Below are 19,454 nucleotides of genomic sequence, written 5' to 3'. Positions count from 1 at the left end.
GGCCTTTTCTTTTAAATAAAAGGTTAGTGTTTTCTAACTAAAATTATAATATGTGGGTAGGAAGTGATTGGTATGTCTAAAAAGATATTGGTTATTCAAGGAAATCCGGTCGTTGGCAGTTATGGAGAAGCGCTGGCTCAATCCTATATAAAAGGAGCAGAGGCTGCGGGAGCTGAGGTGCGTTTGTTACAGCTGTCCGCGTTGGAATTTAATCCGAATCTATCAGGTGGATATCGTGATAAATTGCCGCTGGAGCCTGACCTGATTCAAGCTCAGGAATGGATTAAATGGGCAGAGCATCTTGTTTTCATTTTTCCAATCTGGTGGGGCAGCTTGCCTGCGTTAATGAAAGGTTTCATTGACCGTGTTTTTATGCCAGGCTTTGCGTTTAAATATCACAAAGGCAAACCTTTGCCTGATAAGCTCTTAAAAGGCAGAACGGCCCATCTCATCGCAACAATGGATGGACCGCACTGGTATTACCGATTTTTTCAGGGACAGCCTGGGCATCGCATGATGAAGCATTCCACGCTCCAGCTATGCGGTGTCAAGACCATACGTTCTACCGCCATTGATCTCATGAATAAGAAGACGGATCAACAGCGCAACGATTGGCTAGGCAAGGTGGAGCAGCTGGGGCGAAGCATGAAGTAGGAGGGCAGAAATGAAACCAGTCATACATCACAAATGGAATTTGAGTGAAATGGAAGCCATAAAATTACAGAAGGAATTATCTTTAAAAGTTACAAAGGAAGACCAATTTCCTGAAATTAATTATGTTGCCGGGATACAGTGAAAGCTCATCGTCTGCGATGGCCAAGGAATTGCTCATCCTAGACGATTTGGATTAGCCAGTCATTTAGGGGTTATCTTTGATATTCCTACAATTGGATGTGGTAAAACGAAGCTGTGGGGTGATTATAAAGAACCCTCTCGAGAAAGAGGTGCATGTTCGTTATTAGTTGATGATGAGGAGACTATCGGTGGAGTATTAAGAACGCAGGAAAGCGTTAAGCCTCTTTTTGTATCCGTAGGTCATCGTATTTCATTAGAAACAGCCTGCAATTGGATATTAAAGCTTGCTCCACATTATCGCTTGCCTGAAACAACTCGACAAGCTGATCAGCTTGTGAGAAAGGTTTTATCAAAGACCTATGAATAGCCCATACGTTTAGGAAAAAAGACCATAATAGAGCGACTCGCTCGCATTGTGGTCCTTTATACAGATTATGCATCGAAGAATCAGGTAACGTACACTTTATATTACTTTACAGACACACCTTGATCAAGAAATAGCTCATGTTTTGCAATCCATGTTATGTAAATATCGTTGCAACTGTTAAAATAAATCCTAATACTAGACCGACAGGGCCCCAATAATGCATCGGGATAAAAAACAGACTGTGCTCGGTTCCCATTCGGTAGTGTTCCCCTGTTTCCATATCAACTAGCACCTTGCCTGATTTGGCATTGAGCGCTTTCCCCAGATGCCAGATAATAACTCCCGATACAATGAACACAAAAGCCAGCGGCAGCCGGGAGTCTATTGAGTCAAGCCCTAGAGAGGATAATATAGCACTGACAATAATGAATATTACCCCTGGGATAACGATATTCAAAATACCAAAACCCTTCCAAATAATCACATAAAAACTTCCTTTCTGGTTATGTTTACTTCATGGTGAGTCCCTTCTTCGAAGATTGGAGCATGTTATTACCACATCCAACATATGTATTTATCGGTTAAAAGAGAGATTTAGTTTACAGAATGACCCATTTGTTGTGGGTATTTTCAATGTATAAAACTGGACCACCACAAAAAAGCCGCTTCTCCACATCTTCTAGGCCCAGCATGATCTGAGCTAGAAGGAGGAAAAGCGGTTTTTTTAGCTAGCAGAAAAAGCATAGCCAGCCTATGAGACGACAGGTCTATTCAGCGGTAGCTTTCGCTTGTCCCGTTACGAACGTTACAGGCTTCATAATACGGCTCAGCATATCCTGCTTCGGACGATTCCAGGTAACCCAGTCGTCCAGCAACAGTCCACCCGTGTCACCGCTATTCGGATTCAGGTCCCAGTACGTAAAGTACAAGTTGTTGGCACCAATATAGTCTACGAGCGCATTTTGCCATTTACCCTCAGGAGAAGACAAATCGACATTACGGCCGCCGAATTCACCAACCAGTACCGGAGCTATGTTTTGCTTGCTGATGTAGCCCCAGTTTTGATCCCAGACGGCCGGCAGGTTGGACGGGAAGCTCGACTCGTTGAACCAAGGCTGCCAAGAAACACCAGGGCCGTAATCATGCGGAGAATATACGACACGGTTCGGTACGTCCAGCACGACAGGGTACTTGGCTACACCAGTCAGGTTGCCGCCCCACCAGTATTGGCTATTGTTGCCTTGGACATTGTGGTCCACACCTTCTACGAGAATCAACCAATTTGGATTTACGGACAGAATCGCATTCCCTGCGCGCTGTGCCGCAAGACGCCAGTCTGTAGAAATGTTGCCTGTGCCCCAGCTTGCCTGACCGTGTGGCTCGTTGTGCAAATCCGCACCGATGACGGTAGGATTGTCTTTATAACGGTCGGCCAGCATTTTCCAATCGCTGATCCAACGGGATTCAGGGTACTTGGATGTGTACCACAGCTCGGACTGTCCGCCGGAGTCGGCACGGTGACGGTCAAGGATAACCTGAATACCGCGTTGTCCGGCTTTTTCGATCAGCTTGTCCATAATTTGAATCGGAGTCAATCCAACCAGATCAGGATTTTTGTAATAATCAATACTGTCAGGACGGGAAGTGGAATCGAACAACTGATTACTGTATGGCAGACGGATCAGATTGTAGCCTTCTTTCTTCACCTGGTCCAGCACATCGTCCATCGAACGGCTCCACAGTCCATGCAGAGTGTAATTCGGAGTTTCCAGACCAAACCAGTTCAAGCCATTAAATACTGCCTCCTTCCCGGATTCGTCCACAATTTTGTTTCCCTGAGTGTGATAATATCCTTTCACACTGGCTGCATCTGCCGAAGCAGGAGTGTAGCCATACAAGGTGAAGCCCATTACGAGAGAGGCAATAACGAGAAATGGCTTCTTCATGCTTTTTCTTTTCATGATTTTTGCTTCCTCCTTTATTAAAATATATTTACAATCTATTACAATTTCATTTTATGTTGAAATCTTCCATTAAACAAGTTCATAAAATTCATAATATTCATATAAAAAAAGGACGGTTTATGGACCGTCCCTTGGTTATCTTTAGTATTTTTAGTATCTTTAGTATCTTTAGCCTTACGAGGTGATCTTTTGGGCAATTATTTTAGTCATGGCATGCTTATGAGCAATACCTGATGAGTTACAGTCGAAAATAACTTCTGAGCTATCTTGAATGAACCAGTCGTGATAATGTGTAAGCAGCTCGCCAGAGTACCAATTATGCGCGTTAGGCTCTTTTTCAGGTGGTGGCGCAATAAACGGCTTATGTACAAACACATTCAGGACATGCAAGCCGCTGGGATTTGTATACTGCTTATAGTTATCCAATATTTCTTTGCGAAAGTCCGGTTTTATGTAGTGTAGAACACCACTTGAAAAGATAATATCAAAATGTGTATCCAAACGATAATCTAAAATGTCTGCCTTAAACACATCAACATGAACCCCGATTTTTTCAGCAAGTCTGTTGGTTTTCTCCACACCTGCGTCCGAAACATCAAATGCAGTCACATCATATCCATTTCTAGCAAAAAACACGGCATCTTTTCCCTCGCCACAGCCAATATCCAACAATTTCAAGTGTGTATTGGGCGGCATCCATTGTAAAACCTGATAACAAACTTTATTTGGTTCAGTACCCCAGTAATATTCTGGTGTTTTATATTCTTCTTCATAAATGGTAATCGGTTTATCCTGTGATACGTAACCAAGCAGCTTGTCGATGCTTACTTCCAGGGTTCTTGATAACTGGGGTAGCAACGAAATATCAGGCATGGTCTGAGCATTTTCCCACTTGGATACGGCCTGAAATGAAAGCCCGAGTATTTGTGCGAGTTCTTCTTGTGTAAGTCCTCTTTCTTTGCGGTATATGCTTATGTTTCTTGCTAATTTTTCTCTCATAAATGCTCACGCTCCCTTCGTGTAATCCCATTTTATTGGAGCTTCTTGATCGGAACAATAACTTCATATTTGATTTTTTAAAATATTCAACTCCCAGTTGAGAAGCCGTTCCTGTCCATTTTTCTGCCATGATGTTAATGCTGCGCCCATATGGTACGATGATATCGGAATATTTGAGCACACATGGGAGGGACTAACATGGGCAAGGCGAGGCTGTGCTTTATCGGAGCTGGCTTTCACGCTTCAACGAATATATATCCTGCGGTCATTGGCGCAGGTGCTGAAATTCAAGCGATTGCGACCAGAGATATAAATAGATCGAAGGCAGCGCTTCAGCGGTTTGGGAGCAGCGGCATCCCTTATGACAATTACAAGACTATGTTGGAGCAGGAGGACTGTGATGGAGTTGTCGTGGTTGCACAAGCGGCAGATCACCCTTCGCTCGTACTGGACTGCATTCAGGCCGGAAAACATGTTTTTGTAGACAAGCCACTGGGCTGGAATGCAGAGGAAGCGGCCCAAATTGCCGATGCGGCGGAGGCGGCTGGCGTCGTGCTGATGGTCGGCTTCATGAAGCGCTATGCGCCTGTATACGTAAAATTAAAAGAACTGATTGAGGGTGGTTCGCTTGGAGCCGCACGCTCATTTCAGGCGAAATTTCTCGTGGACAGCACTCTATTTTGCAAAACCGGCGAAGATTTCATGAAGCTGGCGGCGGTTCATATGGTCGATTTGGTACGTTATTTGTTCGGGGAAGCGGTGCAGGTCACCGGATTAGCGAACGATAACGGCGAGTTTATTTCGCATACGATTTCGTTAAAATTTGAAAATGGTGTGGTGGGCAGCGTATACTTCGCAGGGATGACAGCATGGACACGCGAGAGCGAAGGTATCACAGTAACCTTTGATCATGGTTTTGCAACCGCTGATGAAGTGAATACATTGATCATTCACAAGTCGGAGAATCACGCGGAACTTCCTTGGAAATCCCTTGCGGAATCCGATACGGTTCTGACACCGTCAGCATCGGCGATGTCGGGTGGGTATCGTGATTTGTACTTGCGCGGTTTTGTTGGCGAAATCGTTCATTTCATGGAATGTTGCAAAGAAGGACATACGCCTTATTCAAGTGGACGGGATAATGTAAAAACGATGGAGCTGTGCGACCGCATTTTGACCGCTCTTCAATAGGATACAAGATTCAATATACAAGCTTTGGAGCCTGGGCTGTACTTTAGTTTGAGCTTCTTTGAAAGAAGCTGTGGCATAGCTAGCCAGCAGATGACTCCTGCATTTGTCGGGAGTCATCTTTTTTGGATTATCCCCCGAGTTTCTATTGCATATCGTGATATTCATGTTTATATATGTTTACTAAAATACATCAACAAAGGAGAACGATACGATAAAATAAGAAAAGAAAGCGCTATCATCATGACTTTTATGCGATTGTTCAGGGGGAGAGGGCACATGCGTTCGAGGTTCCAACCATTAAACACGTTGCGTAATCAGATTTTTATCGGATTTATACTGGTGATGCTCATCATGATGAGTGTGGCGGGGGCGTTCATTTACCTCAATGTTTCTCACCTGTTGAAAAACAGTGCCGAGCGGCATATTGGTCAGACGGCGGTACAAGCAAGCGGGAGGCTGGATGCATTAATCGGCCAGATGGACAGCCTGACGGAGCAGGTGGCAAACCATCCGTCTGTTCAGCATATTTTGCTGGAGGAGCGCAGCGGGGGCAAGGTGACTTTTCGGCAGCGTCAATCACTACTGCAGGTGATGCATAGCTACCAGGCTTATATGCCGAGTGTTGGCTCTTTGGAGCTGTATACCGCTGAAGGAAAGATGTTGTTCCCGATCAGGGAGGGCAGTCTGGAGGAGCGGATCGGACAGGCGGACATCCGGGAAGCAAATGAGATGAAAGGAAGATTAGTCTGGATCGGCATTGATCCTGAGGACCCTCAGTCGCTGCTGGCGATTCGGCAGGTGAGTCTGGTGGACCGTTGGTTTTCACGCGGAGGATATCTGATTACCCGCATGGAGCGAAGTTATTTCGGACTGAATGATGTATCGGCGGTCAAGGAAGAAGCGAGTGAAACGATGCTGCTCGTAGATCGTCAAGGCCAGCTGCTGTCGGGCGAGCCTATGAACCAGATGGATTTGTCAGGTGTACTGCACAGCAAGGCACAGACGGTTCATATTGGAGAGCGTGAATATGTGAAGGCGGTACAGCAGTCTGAGCGGACCGGCTGGTCGCTGCTAATCCTGATTCCGGTTAGCGTCGTCACCGACGGAATTACGGTTTTACGGACTACACTTATCATCTCCGCGTCTCTTGGTGCCGTGTTATTCCTGTTTATGTCCTTTATGCTGTCTACGTTGATTACCAGACCGATAGGTCACTTGATCCAAGCGATGCGCCGTTCACGGCAAGGAGCATTGGCCTTGAATCCAGAACCGGTAGCAGCGGTTGAGCTGCGGGAATTGAACGCAGAGTACAACACGATGATTGTCGATATCAATGAATTGATCCGTGTCATTTGTGAGAAGGAGGTTCTGCAAAGCCAGACCGAGCTTAAAGCCCTGCAGGCGCAGATCAATCCGCATTTTCTTTTTAATACGCTGGATGCTTTCAACTGGTCGCTACAGGAAAAGGGGGAGGAGGAGCTTGCCGGGCTGATGGTGTCCATGTCACGGCTGTTTCGTTATATTATCGAGCCAGCTCACCATGACGCTTGGGTGACACTCGGGGAAGAAATGGCACAAGTCCGCCGTTATCTGGAACTGATGGAGATGCGCCTGGGTGCACGTCTGAGCTGGCAAATTCATATGCCTCCAGAGGTGGCGAGAATTCCGCTTCCTAAACTGCTAATCCAGCCTATTGTAGAGAATGCCATTTTGCATGGCGTCGAAAATCGTATCGGCAACGGCCGTGTTGAAATCCGTGCCACTCCTTCGGCAAGACCGGGATGGACCAAGATCGCGGTCATAGATGACGGACCTGGCATGACACCGGAGGAACTTGCGGCTGTGCATACAGCACTGACGGGGGGATCGATCTGCCAGAGCAAGGGGACAGGTATGGGACTGGTTAATGTGCAGCGCAGGCTCGCCCTCTATTATGACAGTGTATATGATCCAACGGACGGTTTGCTGATACATAGTGCTGTGCAGGAAGGAACGGTGGTCGCTTTTGAAATTCCTGATGAATACGGAGGGCGGTAGGAATGAGTGTTTCATCCAAAACCATTGTAATTGTAGACGATGAACAGCGAACACGTCAGGGAATACATCAGACACTGGAGCAATGGGCAGCCGGGAAATACCGGATTGTGACATCGGGTAATGGTTTGGAAGCATTACATACGCTGCGTGCGGAGACCGTCCATCTGCTCATTACGGATGTCCGGTTGCCGGAATTCAGCGGACTGGATTTGATCCGCTCCCTGGAACGGGATTCCCGCCGGCCGGCGATCATTGTCATCTCGGGATATGCGGAGTTTGATTATGTCCAGCAGGCTCTTCGTCTGGGAGCCGTCAATTATTTGCTCAAGCCGATTGATAAGCAGGAGCTGCTAAATGCGGTAGATGAAGCGCTCCGGCTGGAAGAGGAACGGCAGCGGTATGAGCAGCTTGAAAAGATAGCTGATCCTGTTCTGTTAGAGCTTGACCTCCAAGCGGCTACTCTTAGTGATCCGATACGGCGTGCCTGCATCTATATGGCGGAGCATCTTCACGAATCCATCACGATGGCGCAGACTGCCGCGCATTCACACCTGAATGCGAGCTATTTTAGCGTTTTGTTCAAGGAGCAAAGCGGCTTGTCCTTCACCGAATATCTGCACCGGCTGCGGATGCAACGGGCCAAGGAGCTGCTGCTGCATACCCAGCTGACGATTGCGCAAATCGGAGAGCGTTCAGGCTACAGGACTGATAAATATTTTATTAAAGTGTTCAAAGCGTCCGAGGGGGTAAGTCCCAGCCGCTACAGGCAGCAGATGCGTAAAGAGCCGGGGAATATTGATTGACAGCGTAGGCAGCCACTGCCCAATACACAACCCAATAAAAGTGGAATTATACCCAATCAGCGTACCCTGTTGGAAGCAGGAATGGAGTGCTAAACTTACAAATGATAACGGTTACAAAAAAATAAAACTACATTAATGGAGGTCTAACGATGTCCAACGAGTATGGTTTGCGTAAGCGTTCACACCGAAAATGGGTTACTGGGTTGACCCTGCTGCTGTCATTGATGCTGGTGCTATCCGGTTGCGGTGCTGGTAAAGATAGCAAGGGTGGTTCTGAGGGAGAAGGGGGAAAGATTACCCTCAAAATGATGCATCTGTGGCCAGAGGGAAGCTCGGCACAGCAGAGCAAGCTTGTGACCCAGATTATAGATCAATACCAAAAGGATCACCCGAATGTCGTCATTCAGCAGGAAGTGCTGGAAAACGAACAATACAAAAACAAGCTCAAAGTGCTGTCGGCTTCCAATGAATTGCCGGATATCGGCATCACCTGGGCAGCGGGCTTCATGGAGCCTTACGTCAAAGGCGGATTATTTACGCCGATGGATGATCTGTTGAATGGTTCCAAGCTAAAGGATAAATTCGTACCGGGAACGACCGAAGCCTATGCATTGAATGGAAAAACGTATGCGCTTCCGATCGAATTGAACATTTCACCCATCTACTACAACAAAGCTATATTCCAAAAATACAATCTAAAAGCACCTGCGACACTTGACGAATTGAAGCAAGTTATACAAACACTTGCAGATCATGGAGTTGCGCCGATTGCACTGGGCAATAAAGACCGTTGGACCGGCTCGCTCTGGTATATGTATCTGGCGGAACGTATAGCGGGTAACGAAACGCTGAAAAAAGCGATTGACGGCTCAGGCTCGTTCGATGACCCTGGTTTAATTCAGGCAGCCTCCGAAATCCAGACGTTTGTAGATATGAATGCCTTTAACAAGGGATTTAACGGCTTGTCCAATGATGAAGGAAAATCCGAGTTTATGAACGACAAGGCCGCTATGTATTTGATGGGGACTTGGGAATTGCCGAACTTCACGACCAATCCTGCCATTCCGCAAGCATTTAAAGATCAAATCGGCTTCTTTAAATTTCCGATGGTTGCAGGCGGCAAGGGCAACGAGAACAGTTGGGTAGGAGGCCCGGGAGTAGGCTTGTTTGTCTCGGAAAATTCCAAGGTAAAAGAAGAGGCCAAAGCTTTTGTTGAATATTTCGTCGTCAAATGGGGTGAGCAATCGGTAACACAGGCGGGCGTTATTCCGGCGACGAAAGTGGACACCTCCAAAGGAGATTTGCCCAAGCTGTATGTCGATTTGCTGAATGGTCTGAATCAAGCCAGCAGCATTACATTGTTCGCCGATGTACAGATGAAGCCGAATGCAGCGCAGGTACATTTGAATATGATTCAGGCGTTGTTTGGCAAAGCGGTGACACCGCAACAATTTGCCGAGCAGCATAAGGCTGCCATCGAGAAAGGAAATTGAAATTGAGCGCTTAAGGAGGTCCGGCCGTGGAAAAGGTCATGTCCAATAAGCTTGTCATTGCCCTGTATGTGTTGCCTTCCCTGCTGCTGTTGCTTGCTGTGATTTATGTGCCTATTGTGCTGACCGGCTATTATGGCCTGAATCAGTGGAATGGAATCGGCCCTATGACTTTTGTCGGGCTGGACAACTATCAACATTTGTTCACAGACACAGCGTTCTGGCAAAGTGCTTGGCATTCCCTGCTGCTGGCCTTGTTTTCAGGCGTCAGTCTGATCGGTTATCTGGTGATTGCGATGATTTTGTCAGGGAACATTAAGGGAGCGAATCTGCTGCGGAAAATTTATCTCATTCCCATGCTGCTGTCTTCTGTAGCTATCGCGCAATTGTGGCTCAAAATGTATCATCCGACGAACGGAGTGCTGAATTCCTTGCTGGCGTCGCTCGGAGTTCACAACCCGCCCGAATGGTTGGCTAATCCATCTCTGGTGCTGCCCGCTCTGTTCATCCCGATTATTTGGCAATATGCAGGCTTTTATATTCTGATCTATTATGCCGGGCTGAAAAACATTCCCGAAACGCTGGTGGAGGCTGCCCGGATCGACGGGGCCAGTGCCTGGCAGATTGCGACTCGTATCAAATTGCCTCTGTTGCGCGAGGTGATTAACGTCACGATCATATTGTCCATTGTCGGCTCGCTCAAATATTTTGACCTCATCTACGTCATGACGGACGGTGGACCGAACGGAGCCAGTGAAGTGATGGCATCTTACATGTACCACCAGGCGTTCCGCAGCTTCGATTTCGGATATGGCAGTGCTACAGCCTTTGCCTTGCTGCTCATTTGTCTGGTCGCTACGTGGCTGATTCGCAAGGCTACCGCTTCCGGTGACACAATCCAGTATTCATAGTACGCCATGCGAATAGATCATGGATAACCAAGGACAGGAAGAGGGAGGAACGGACATGAAAACCCAGGCAGCCGCCAGCTATCCGCTTGGTGTCTCTACCCGCGGCAAAATGTTAACTCGCGTCGGTTATGCCGCATTGTATACGCTTTTGATCATCCTGGCGGTGACGCAGCTTTTACCGCTGCTGTGGCTGATGCTTTTTTCACTTAAAAATAATCAGGAAGTGTTTAACCTTCCACCGTTTGCACTCCCGTCCCAGCCGCATTGGGAGAACTATATGAATGTGTGGACCAGCGGCAATATCGGGCGGTATTTTTTCAATAGTGTGTTGGTTACGGTCATATCCGTAGTGCTGACGGTGCTGCTGGCCAGCTTTGTAACGTTTGCGATTACACGTATGCGCTGGAAAGGAAGCCAACTAGTCCTAGGGCTCTTTATGGTCGGACTGATGATTCCAGTCCATTCCACCTTGATTCCGTTATTCAGTATGTTTCTCAAGCTGCATCTGACAGACACGCCGCTGTCCATCATCCTGTCGTATGTCGCTTTTAACTTGCCCACAACGATGATGATCCTGCTGGGATTCTATTACGCCTTGCCCCGGGAAGTGGAAGAAGCGTCCGTTATGGACGGCTGCTCTGTCAACCGGATGTTCTTCCGGATTGTGCTGCCTATGACGACCCCGGTCATGGCAACGACCTCCATTATCAACATGATCTATAACTGGAATGAATTTATTTTCGTCAATACGTTTATCAGCTCGGACGAAAACAAAACGCTGACCGTTGGTGTTCAGAACTTTATTGGACAATATACGACCGACTGGGGAGCGATCGGGGCTACGCTGATGATCAGCATTTTGCCCATTCTGCTAGTGTTCCTCATCATGAGTGACCGGATTGTGGAAGGGATCGCAGCCGGGTCGGTTAAGGGGTAAAGAGTCCCTCTTGGAGTAGACATTGGACTAAACCCCTTGGTTTGTCCGATGATGCTAGGGGGTGCGTTTTTATGCGAGTTAAGTTTGGATGAGTAACATTCTCCCCTTTGAAAAGTTGATTTCCCTATCCCGTCCTATTTTTGTCCCTTCTATAATCAGTATTAAAGATTGTAGGGGGGGCATTTTATGAAGCTGAAAAAAGTACACGCCTATGTGTTTGTTTTCCCGAGTTTATTTCTGACCCTTGTATTCGGCATTTATCCTCTGCTTTGGGCGCTTCGTTACATGTTTTATGATTATCAGGGATTCGGGACGCCTGTTTTTATTGGCCTCGGCAATTTTACGCGCATTCTGCGTGACCATCAATTCTGGTCCTCCGTTGGAAATACTGGCATTTACGCTCTTGGCAAGCTGCTCGTAACCCTTCCCATGTCCTTGGTTTTGGCTATTATTTTGAATCGCAAGCTGAAGGGACGCTCCTTGCTGCGAGCGATTTATTATTTACCTACTATTTTTAGCGCTTCGGTGATGGCGATCGTCTTTTTTATTATTTTCAACTCCTATAACGGGATCTTGAACCAACTGCTGCTCAAGTACCATCTCGTCTCCGCCCCGATTAATTGGCTAGGCGCCGATTATGCCATGCTGACCACTATTATCATCGCCATCTGGGGCGCTATCGGCAACTATATGCTGCTGTTTCTCGCCGGTCTGCAAGGTATTCCGAACGATCTTTACGAAGCGGCCTCGCTGGACGGGGCCAATGAGTTTCAAAAGCTTAAGTATGTGACTATTCCGATGCTGGGACCAGTTATGCAGATGATTATCATGCTGGCCATTACCATCTCCCTTAAAGGTTATGAGAGCATCATGGTTTTGACCGCAGGTGGGCCTTACGGAAAAACAGAGGTCATGTACCTCTATCTGTTCAAGCTGCTGTTCCCGGTATCGGGCGAAACCCAGGGGATTCAGCAATTGGGATACGGCAGTGCGGTTGGCTTCACCACCGCGTTGATTGTAGGGGGAGTTACGCTGATCTACTTCCGTATTTCCAAAAAGCTGAATGATGTTTACTAGAAGCAGGCAGGAGGAGAACAGAATGAATCGTACGAATGCCAACTTTACTTTTTCCCCCAGGCTGGCTCGCTGGATCGGCAAGACGGTGCTCTGGCTGTTTCTGCTCACGGTCGCCGCTCTGTTACTGTTCCCGATTGTGCTGGTACTGCTTGGCTCGTTCAAGACGAATCAGGAGCTGACCAGTGGGGCAACCATCTGGCCTAAAGTCTGGAATTTCTCTAACTATGCCCAGGCATGGGAGGGTGCCAATTTCTCCCGGTTTACCCTGAACAGCATTTTTGTAAGCGTGACCACAACGATCGGCACCCTGATCGTCGCGTCGATGTCCGCCTATGCAGTGAACCGGGTGCATTTTATCGGGAAAAAGCTATACACCCTGCTCATGGCATCCACTTTGTTCATCTCAATCGGGGCGGTGGTACTGCGCCCTCAATTTGATTTGATGGTCATGCTCGGTTTGAACAAGACGCTGTGGGGTGTCGTCATTATATTGGTCAGCGCACATGCCACCTGCTATTTTATACTGATCGGATTTTTCGAAAGCATTCCCAAGGATCTGGATGAGGCAGCGATGATTGACGGCTGCAACTTTTATTCGGTGTATTGGCGGATTGTGCTGCCGCTGTTGCGGCCGGCGCTCGCCGTTGCCGGGCTGTCGGCATTCCAGGGCTCGTGGAATGAGTACATTTTGCCGCTCGTTTTTACGATGAGTAATCCGGAGCTCCAGACGCTGCCGGTAGGATTGGCCAACCTGCGGTACGGCATCGGAGCCGCCGCCGAGATTCAGCTCATGATGGCCGGTGCCTGCCTGTCCATTCTGCCGCTGCTCGTGGTGTATGTGTTCGCCAATAAATCGTTTATGCAAGTTACGCTCGGCGCTGTCAAGGGGTAGAGTATATCGGGTTCTGTTGTTACAATGAGCTTCAAGGAGTGGTCATCCATGGGACTCAATTTCTACAAGCTATCCCTGAAAAAAAGAATTCAGCTACTGTTTATATTCCTGGCCGTATTGTGCATCAGCGTGACGGGGATCTGCTCCTATCTCTTTGCCGCCCGAAACATCGAGCGTAGTGCCTTACAGCTCAAGCAGGGGATTTTGAAAAAATCGGTACAGGTGATGGATGAGCATCTCAGGCATATTGTCGTTTCGTCGTATTCTTTTATGCTTAATGAAACGTTCACCCAGGTGATGAAGGATGTCCGCAGCAACAATACCGCCGACTATTATCAGAATTTATCCTTGCTGCAAACTTCGTTTGCCCAGTTGAAGCTGGTGGAGCCGTTGATTGATACGGCTTATCTGAACACGCCGATCGGAGACTTCTTCTCCACCAAGGATTTTCCCGACCGGACAAAGAGCTTTTCGGAGGAATATGGTGTCTACCTGAAGCAGGAATCCTGGAATACCCTCTGGCTGGGGGCTCATCGCAACGAGCTGTTTCAGTGGAAGGGCAATGCGTTGTCCCTGCTGTTAAAACCGATAGTTCTGGACAATCATTATATCCCCAATGTATATATGGTTGTAAACATGAGGGAGGAAGCGATGCGGGCCATTCTGGAGCAGGATCTGATGAACAATCAGGTTCAGCTGTTTTTGCTGCAAAAAGATGGAACCATGGTGATCCGGCCTAAATCCCAGCAGCATGCTTTTAATTTGGAACGGGGGTTTATCGACCATTTCAGCCGGGGAGGGGCCGGGGACTTCAATTATACGAACGCCAAGGGAGAGAATTTGCTTGTCAATTACAGCACGCTGTCAATGAACGAAGATTGGGTGCTGGTCAGTATTCAATCCAAGGCCGACTTGCTGCAACCGCTAAAGCAGATTCGCTGGCTGATCATCTTGATCATGCTGTTCTGTATTGCGCTGGCGCTTATCCTGTCCAATCTGCTGGCTTCCGCATTGTTGAAACCGCTTAATAAATTGCAGCGCCTGATGGCCGAGGTGGAATACAACGACCTGGAGGTGCGGTTTAACAGCAGATATGAGGATGAGGTCAGCGCCGTCGGCTATAAATTCAACCGAATGCTGGACCAGATCCAGCTGCTGATTCAGGAGGTGCGGACTTCGGAGCAGGACAAGCGTAAATCCGAGGTCAAAGCGCTTCAGGCGCAGGTAGACCCCCATTTTTTGTATAATACTTTAAATGCAATTTTTTGGAAAAGTGAGAGCGGAGAGAAAAAAGACGTCAGCGAAATGATTGTCTCCTTGTCGCTGCTGTTCCGGTTGGGACTGAACAATGGGAACGATATCACCACCTTGCAGCAGGAAATCAAGCACGTCGAGCAGTATTTGCAATTGCAGCAAAAATGCTATGAGAATCTGTTCACGTATTCGATCCATGTTGAGGCTCCCTCGCATTTCTCCATTTCCATGTTAAAAATACTGCTTCAACCGCTGGTGGAAAACTCTATTTTGCACGGATTCTGCGACAAGGCCGATCTTGGCAGCATCGTCATCAACGTGTACCGTGAGGGCGGGTTTCTACTGCTGCAAGTGACTGACAACGGCTGCGGGCTGGATGCCGGACAGATGGAGAAGGCAGTGAACGAGCACGGTACCGAACGCAAGGGCTACGCGCTCTCCAATCTTCAGAGCAGGCTCAGCCTGCATTACGGGGAGTCGGCTTCCATTGCGTTCAGGAGCATTCCGGACATCGAGACGACTGTTACCATTACAATCCCGATCATGTAGGAGGTCAGTATGGATCATTTGACGATGTGCGTTATGGATGATATATGGATGATATTCAAGCCGTTGTAAAAGGGATATCCGCGACCATTCCCTGGGCGGAACACAATATTAAGGTCGTGGGCACCGCAGGTGACGGCGAGCATGGTTGGACTCTTCTGTTGGAGAAAGATCCCGATATCGTGATCAGCGATATCCGGATGCCGAAGCTCAGCGGATTGGAGCTGATGAGGCGGGCTTCCGACCACCGTTTGCGCGCCAAGTTTATTTTTATCAGCGGCTATTCCGATTTCAGCTATGCACAGGAAGCGATCAGGCTCGGTGCCTCCGACTATTTGCTGAAGCCGTTCACCCCGCCGGAAATTCTGGATGCGGTACTAAAAGTAAAAAAGATGATCGAGTCCGAACAGGTCAGGCTAAAGCAACTGGAGCAGCTGGAGCAAAAAATGAATGCCAGCAACCTGCAGCTTCGCCAAGATTATTTGACGGGCCTGCTGCGCCAGGAGACGGGCGGCCGCCCAAGCGACAGTCGTTGGAGCGAGCTGCAAATTGAGCTGGATGCCAGCAATCTGATGGTCATGGCCATCGAAATGGACTGCTATACTGAATACGGCTATACCTTGCAGCTCGACGACAACGAAATTATTCCGTTTGCGATCAAAAATATTTTGGACGAGACGCTGAATATGCACACCCGGGGCGTTGTGCTGCACGAAAGCAAGCAGCGGCTGGCGGCTATTTTTAATCCGCCGGACGGGCTGGAAACCTCGATGTTGCTGGAGCTTTGCCGGGAGAATGTGGAGAAATTCAGCAAAAAGACCGTCTCGATCGGCCTGGGTACCGTAGCCCGGGGATCGCAGGAAATCCATAATGCATTTGTGCATGCCGTAAAAGCGCTGGCCTACCGTTTTTACAGCGAGGGCAACTGCGTGTTCCAGTATACAGAACTGGCGCAGGCGGATTGCGTGGCTCCCGACTACCCGGTGGAAAAGGAAAAGCAATTGCTGTATGCGCTCAGATGCGGTAACAAAGATAGCTGCCATCTGATCATTGACGACATTTTCCATCAATGGACGTTGTTTCATAAATTTCCGGAGCCGCAGGCCATGATTCGCTTATTGATGGGACTCGTATTTGCCATGTACCGGGCGTTTTGTGATGAGATCACCGAGGAAGAACGCATCCAACTGGAGGCCGACCTGTCGGCGCTGGAGGAGAATCGCTCATTGACTTTCGGCGGCTGGAAAAGCTACATCAATCATTTCAGCAGTATGGGCTGCGAATTTGTAGAGAATAAGCGGCTCAGAGATGTGACGCAAGCGATCAACCGGGCAAGGGAATACATCCGCCTGCATCTTCAGGAGAATCTGACGCTTCACATCTGTGCGCGGTCGGTTCATTTAAGCCCAAGCTATTTTGCGAACGCTTTCAAAAAGGAGACGGGCATGACCCTGATTCAGTATATTACCAAGATGAGAATGGAAAGGGCGAAGGAATTGTTGATTGCAGGGGTGCAGGTGCAGGAAATTTCACAAATGCTCGGGTATGAGGACCGTCCGTATTTCAGCGGCTTGTTCAAAAAGTATTGCGGCATGACGCCGACCAGCTTCAGACAAATGTATTTGAAATGAGACAATCATTTTTTCCCCCATACAAAGTTAAAATGTCCCTCACTCCCATAAAAACGGAACCACTATGATAACGTTAACCGGCATCCGACAGGTTGACCGTAAAAAGCATAAGGGGGCATAACGATGGTTAAAAAATGGGTTATCGCAACACTGGGCGCAGTCCTGGCCTTAAGCCTGGCTGGCTGTTCAGCGGACGGCGGCAGCAAGGGCGCGGCGGGAAGCAGTGACGCTCCGGCCAGTTCCAAAGGAACCGCGGGAGAGAAAACCAAAATCATTTACTGGACACCCGACCGCCATGATGCCGAGTTCATGAAAGCAAAAATTGACAAGTTTAACCAAACAAATCATGATAATATTGAAGTTGAAATGAACGTTATGGGCGATAATTATCCACAGGCGGTGGACATTGCGTTTGCCAGCAAGCAGGCTCCAGACGTGTTGCAAATCAATGATTTTCAGACCTATTACAAAAAAGGCTATCTGGCACCGATCAACTCCTACATGAGCGACGAGATGAAGAAGACCTTCAAAGACAGCCAGATTGAGAACAAGAACACCATCGACGGTAAAATCTACACCCTGCCCAACACCGGGCAAATTTGGAGACTGGTCTATAATAAAGACATTTTTAAGAAAGCAGGCATCGCCTCTCCTCCCAAAACGATTGCCGACATGGTGGCCGCAGCCAAAAAAATTACAGAGGTTGGTAAAAGTGAAGGCATTTATGGCTTTGCCAGCCCGTTCAAGAGTGGAACCGGCTTCTGGCGGGCAGCGAATACAATTGCAGGCGCCAGCAACAACTTTGGCATCGACGGCTATAATTATAAAACAGGCCAGTTTGATTTCAGCATGTACAAGGATATCGCCCTAGCGCTGCGGCAAATGAAGGAAGACGGCAGCATGCTGCCGGGCGTAGAGAATCTGGATATTGATCCGCTGCGCGCGCAATTTGCCCAAGGCAAAATCGGGATGTACGTGAACCACTCGGCTGAACCTGGAGTGTATAAGGATCAGTTCCCGACCACCGAGAACTGGGGAGCGGTTCCCGTGCCGACGGCCGACGGATCCATTAAAGGCGCATTCCCAATTATCGGCGGCTCTTACATCGGGATCAGCGCCGATTCCACCCATAAGGAGGCGGCCTGGAAGTTCATGGAGTACGTGTACAGCAATGAATTGCAAACCGAATACTATGAAAAGGGCTATGGAATCTCATTGATACCGGCTGTGCTGAAATCAGGCAAGAAGCCGAGCATTCCGGGCATTGAAGGATTTCTGCCGAAGCGGTATGATGCCATTTATCCGGCCAATCCGGGTACGATTACGGAAAGCTCCCTGGAAGGGATGAAGTGGCCGGAGACCTTCAACACATTTGTGTTCACGGGCGGAGATGTGGACGCCGTCATCCAAGATTTGGACACCCGCTACAATGCATCTCTGCAAAAGCTGAGAGCTGCCGGCACGACCAATATTGTTGCTGATCCCGCTTTTGACGCAGCCAAGCTTCAGGGCAAATTATCCACGGAAGAATAACCGGCCTGCGGCCGATTCGATCAAGCGGTTCGGCCGCATATTCTATTTGAAAGGGGAAAAGAAGCATGATTATTAAGAATGAGGAAGCAAAATCGCATGTCATTGACGAAAGCAGCTCCCGCAAAATTCTCGGCATGGGCGGAACGCTGATGATGGTGGAGGTTACTTTTCGCAAGGGCGGGGTCGGGGAAATCCATTCCCACGAGAAGCATGAGCAGGTCAGCTATATTGTAAAAGGAAGCTTCGAAGTTCAGGTCGGCGATGAAACACGCATTCTCAAAGCGGGAGACAGCTTCTACGCGGGATATCATGTTCCGCATGGCGTAAAGGCGCTTGAAGATTCCATCATTCTTGATGTGTTCAATCCGTTCCGTGAAGATTTTCTTGAGGACTAGCAATGAACGACTACTACCTGTCACAGCTCGAATTGCACAGGGCTGCGGCATATTACGCCCGCCATTTTCCCAGGGAAGCCGCAGCGTCGATCGCCATTGCCGATCATGCCGTGATCAACGAGTTTATCGTGCCTTATACCAATGACTTGAGCCGCTGGATTTCGCTGGGCGATCCGGTGGACTGGCTGCATAATCCGACTAGGGACCCGGAGTTCACCTGGGGCATAAACCGGCATTGGCATATGCCGGATCTGGGCAAAGCCTATCTGATGAACGGCAATCCCCAGTACGTCTCAGCGTTTATCGACCATTATTGCGGTTGGCGCAAGCAAAACCCGGTTCCTGCCATTTCGTCCTATGAAGAAGCCGTGTTCTTCCAGAAGCTTGGCCCTTGGCGTCTCCTGGAAACGGGCTTGCGCGTGCAATCCTGGATCTCTGCATACAAATATATGGAGGGCAGCCTGCTGCTAACGGAGCCCTTTCGCGCCGAATTTTTGCAGGGATTGGAGGAACACGCCGAGTTCCTCACCCGTTATCTTGGCAGCACCGAAATTAATCATGCCATTATGCATATGCAGGGCCTGTTCATGATCGCCACATTTTATCATTGGCATCCGCGCGCGCCGTATTGG

General features: G+C 48.5%; 17 protein-coding genes and 1 pseudogene. 15 read left to right on the top strand and 3 right to left on the bottom strand.

The window, feature by feature from the left end; genetic code table 11:
- Nucleotides 1-72 precede the first annotated feature (72 nt).
- The gene (locus WG8_RS17265) at nt 73-654 is read left to right on the top strand and encodes an NAD(P)H-dependent oxidoreductase (protein ID WP_007431504.1); all 582 of its coding nucleotides are present in this window, start codon (nt 73-75) and stop codon (nt 652-654) included.
- 10 nt (nt 655-664) lie between these two features.
- Nucleotides 665-1,162, top strand: a pseudogene (locus WG8_RS17260) (endonuclease V).
- Between the two features lie 154 nt (nt 1,163-1,316).
- Here WG8_RS17260 and WG8_RS17255 read toward each other — a convergent pair.
- The 3 genes from WG8_RS17255 to WG8_RS17245 form a co-directional block, all read right to left on the bottom strand.
- Nucleotides 1,317-1,646, bottom strand: coding sequence for a hypothetical protein (locus WG8_RS17255; RefSeq protein ID WP_007431503.1), 330 nt, complete (start codon nt 1,644-1,646; stop codon nt 1,317-1,319).
- Nucleotides 1,647-1,929: 283 nt separating this feature from the next.
- Nucleotides 1,930-3,123, bottom strand: a complete 1,194-nt coding sequence (locus tag WG8_RS17250) for a glycoside hydrolase family 5 protein (protein ID WP_007431502.1) — start codon at nt 3,121-3,123, stop codon at nt 1,930-1,932.
- 177 nt (nt 3,124-3,300) lie between these two features.
- The gene (locus WG8_RS17245) at nt 3,301-4,125 is read right to left on the bottom strand and encodes a methyltransferase domain-containing protein (protein ID WP_007431501.1); all 825 of its coding nucleotides are present in this window, start codon (nt 4,123-4,125) and stop codon (nt 3,301-3,303) included.
- Between the two features lie 198 nt (nt 4,126-4,323).
- Here WG8_RS17245 and WG8_RS17240 point away from each other — a divergent pair, with 198 nt between their 5' ends.
- From WG8_RS17240 to WG8_RS28680, 13 genes are all read left to right on the top strand, one after another.
- On the top strand, nt 4,324-5,316 hold the full coding sequence (locus tag WG8_RS17240; protein WP_007431500.1) for a Gfo/Idh/MocA family protein: 993 nt from the start codon (nt 4,324-4,326) through the stop codon (nt 5,314-5,316).
- Nucleotides 5,317-5,592: 276 nt separating this feature from the next.
- Complete coding sequence (locus WG8_RS17235; protein WP_007431499.1) at nt 5,593-7,353, top strand: cache domain-containing sensor histidine kinase; 1,761 nt, start codon at nt 5,593-5,595, stop codon at nt 7,351-7,353.
- A gap of 2 nt (nt 7,354-7,355) precedes the next feature.
- Nucleotides 7,356-8,156, top strand: coding sequence for a response regulator transcription factor (locus WG8_RS17230; protein WP_007431498.1), 801 nt, complete (start codon nt 7,356-7,358; stop codon nt 8,154-8,156).
- Between the two features lie 149 nt (nt 8,157-8,305).
- Nucleotides 8,306-9,649: an extracellular solute-binding protein gene (locus WG8_RS17225; protein ID WP_007431497.1), complete on the top strand. Its 1,344-nt coding sequence runs from the start codon at nt 8,306-8,308 to the stop codon at nt 9,647-9,649.
- Between the two features lie 26 nt (nt 9,650-9,675).
- Nucleotides 9,676-10,557 (top strand): carbohydrate ABC transporter permease, encoded by an 882-nt coding sequence (locus WG8_RS17220; RefSeq protein ID WP_007431496.1) that lies wholly within the window; start codon nt 9,676-9,678, stop codon nt 10,555-10,557.
- Between the two features lie 55 nt (nt 10,558-10,612).
- Nucleotides 10,613-11,494 (top strand): carbohydrate ABC transporter permease, encoded by an 882-nt coding sequence (locus WG8_RS17215; RefSeq protein WP_007431495.1) that lies wholly within the window; start codon nt 10,613-10,615, stop codon nt 11,492-11,494.
- A gap of 186 nt (nt 11,495-11,680) precedes the next feature.
- Nucleotides 11,681-12,571, top strand: coding sequence for a carbohydrate ABC transporter permease (locus tag WG8_RS17210; RefSeq protein ID WP_007431494.1), 891 nt, complete (start codon nt 11,681-11,683; stop codon nt 12,569-12,571).
- 22 nt (nt 12,572-12,593) lie between these two features.
- Nucleotides 12,594-13,463 carry a carbohydrate ABC transporter permease gene (locus tag WG8_RS17205; RefSeq protein WP_007431493.1) on the top strand — a complete coding sequence of 290 codons (870 nt, stop codon included), beginning with the start codon at nt 12,594-12,596 and terminating at the stop codon, nt 13,461-13,463.
- A gap of 48 nt (nt 13,464-13,511) precedes the next feature.
- Nucleotides 13,512-15,266: a sensor histidine kinase gene (locus tag WG8_RS17200; RefSeq protein ID WP_007431492.1), complete on the top strand. Its 1,755-nt coding sequence runs from the start codon at nt 13,512-13,514 to the stop codon at nt 15,264-15,266.
- 44 nt (nt 15,267-15,310) lie between these two features.
- Nucleotides 15,311-16,894 (top strand): helix-turn-helix domain-containing protein, encoded by a 1,584-nt coding sequence (locus WG8_RS17195; RefSeq protein WP_007431491.1) that lies wholly within the window; start codon nt 15,311-15,313, stop codon nt 16,892-16,894.
- A 123-nt stretch (nt 16,895-17,017) separates the two neighbouring features.
- Entirely contained in the window at nt 17,018-18,427 is a 1,410-nt protein-coding gene (locus WG8_RS17190) for an ABC transporter substrate-binding protein (RefSeq protein ID WP_007431490.1), read from the top strand.
- Nucleotides 18,428-18,492: 65 nt separating this feature from the next.
- On the top strand, nt 18,493-18,822 hold the full coding sequence (locus WG8_RS17185) for a cupin domain-containing protein (protein WP_007431489.1): 330 nt from the start codon (nt 18,493-18,495) through the stop codon (nt 18,820-18,822).
- 2 nt (nt 18,823-18,824) lie between these two features.
- Nucleotides 18,825-19,454 (top strand): heparinase II/III family protein (locus WG8_RS28680; RefSeq protein WP_007431488.1); only part of this gene is annotated, 630 nt, incomplete at its 3' end.

This window comes from Paenibacillus sp. Aloe-11 (assembly GCF_000245715.1).
Taxonomy (GTDB): domain Bacteria; phylum Bacillota; class Bacilli; order Paenibacillales; family Paenibacillaceae; genus Paenibacillus; species Paenibacillus kribbensis.
Note: the sequence above shows the minus strand (reverse complement) of the source record. Positions and strands in the feature narration are given on the sequence as shown.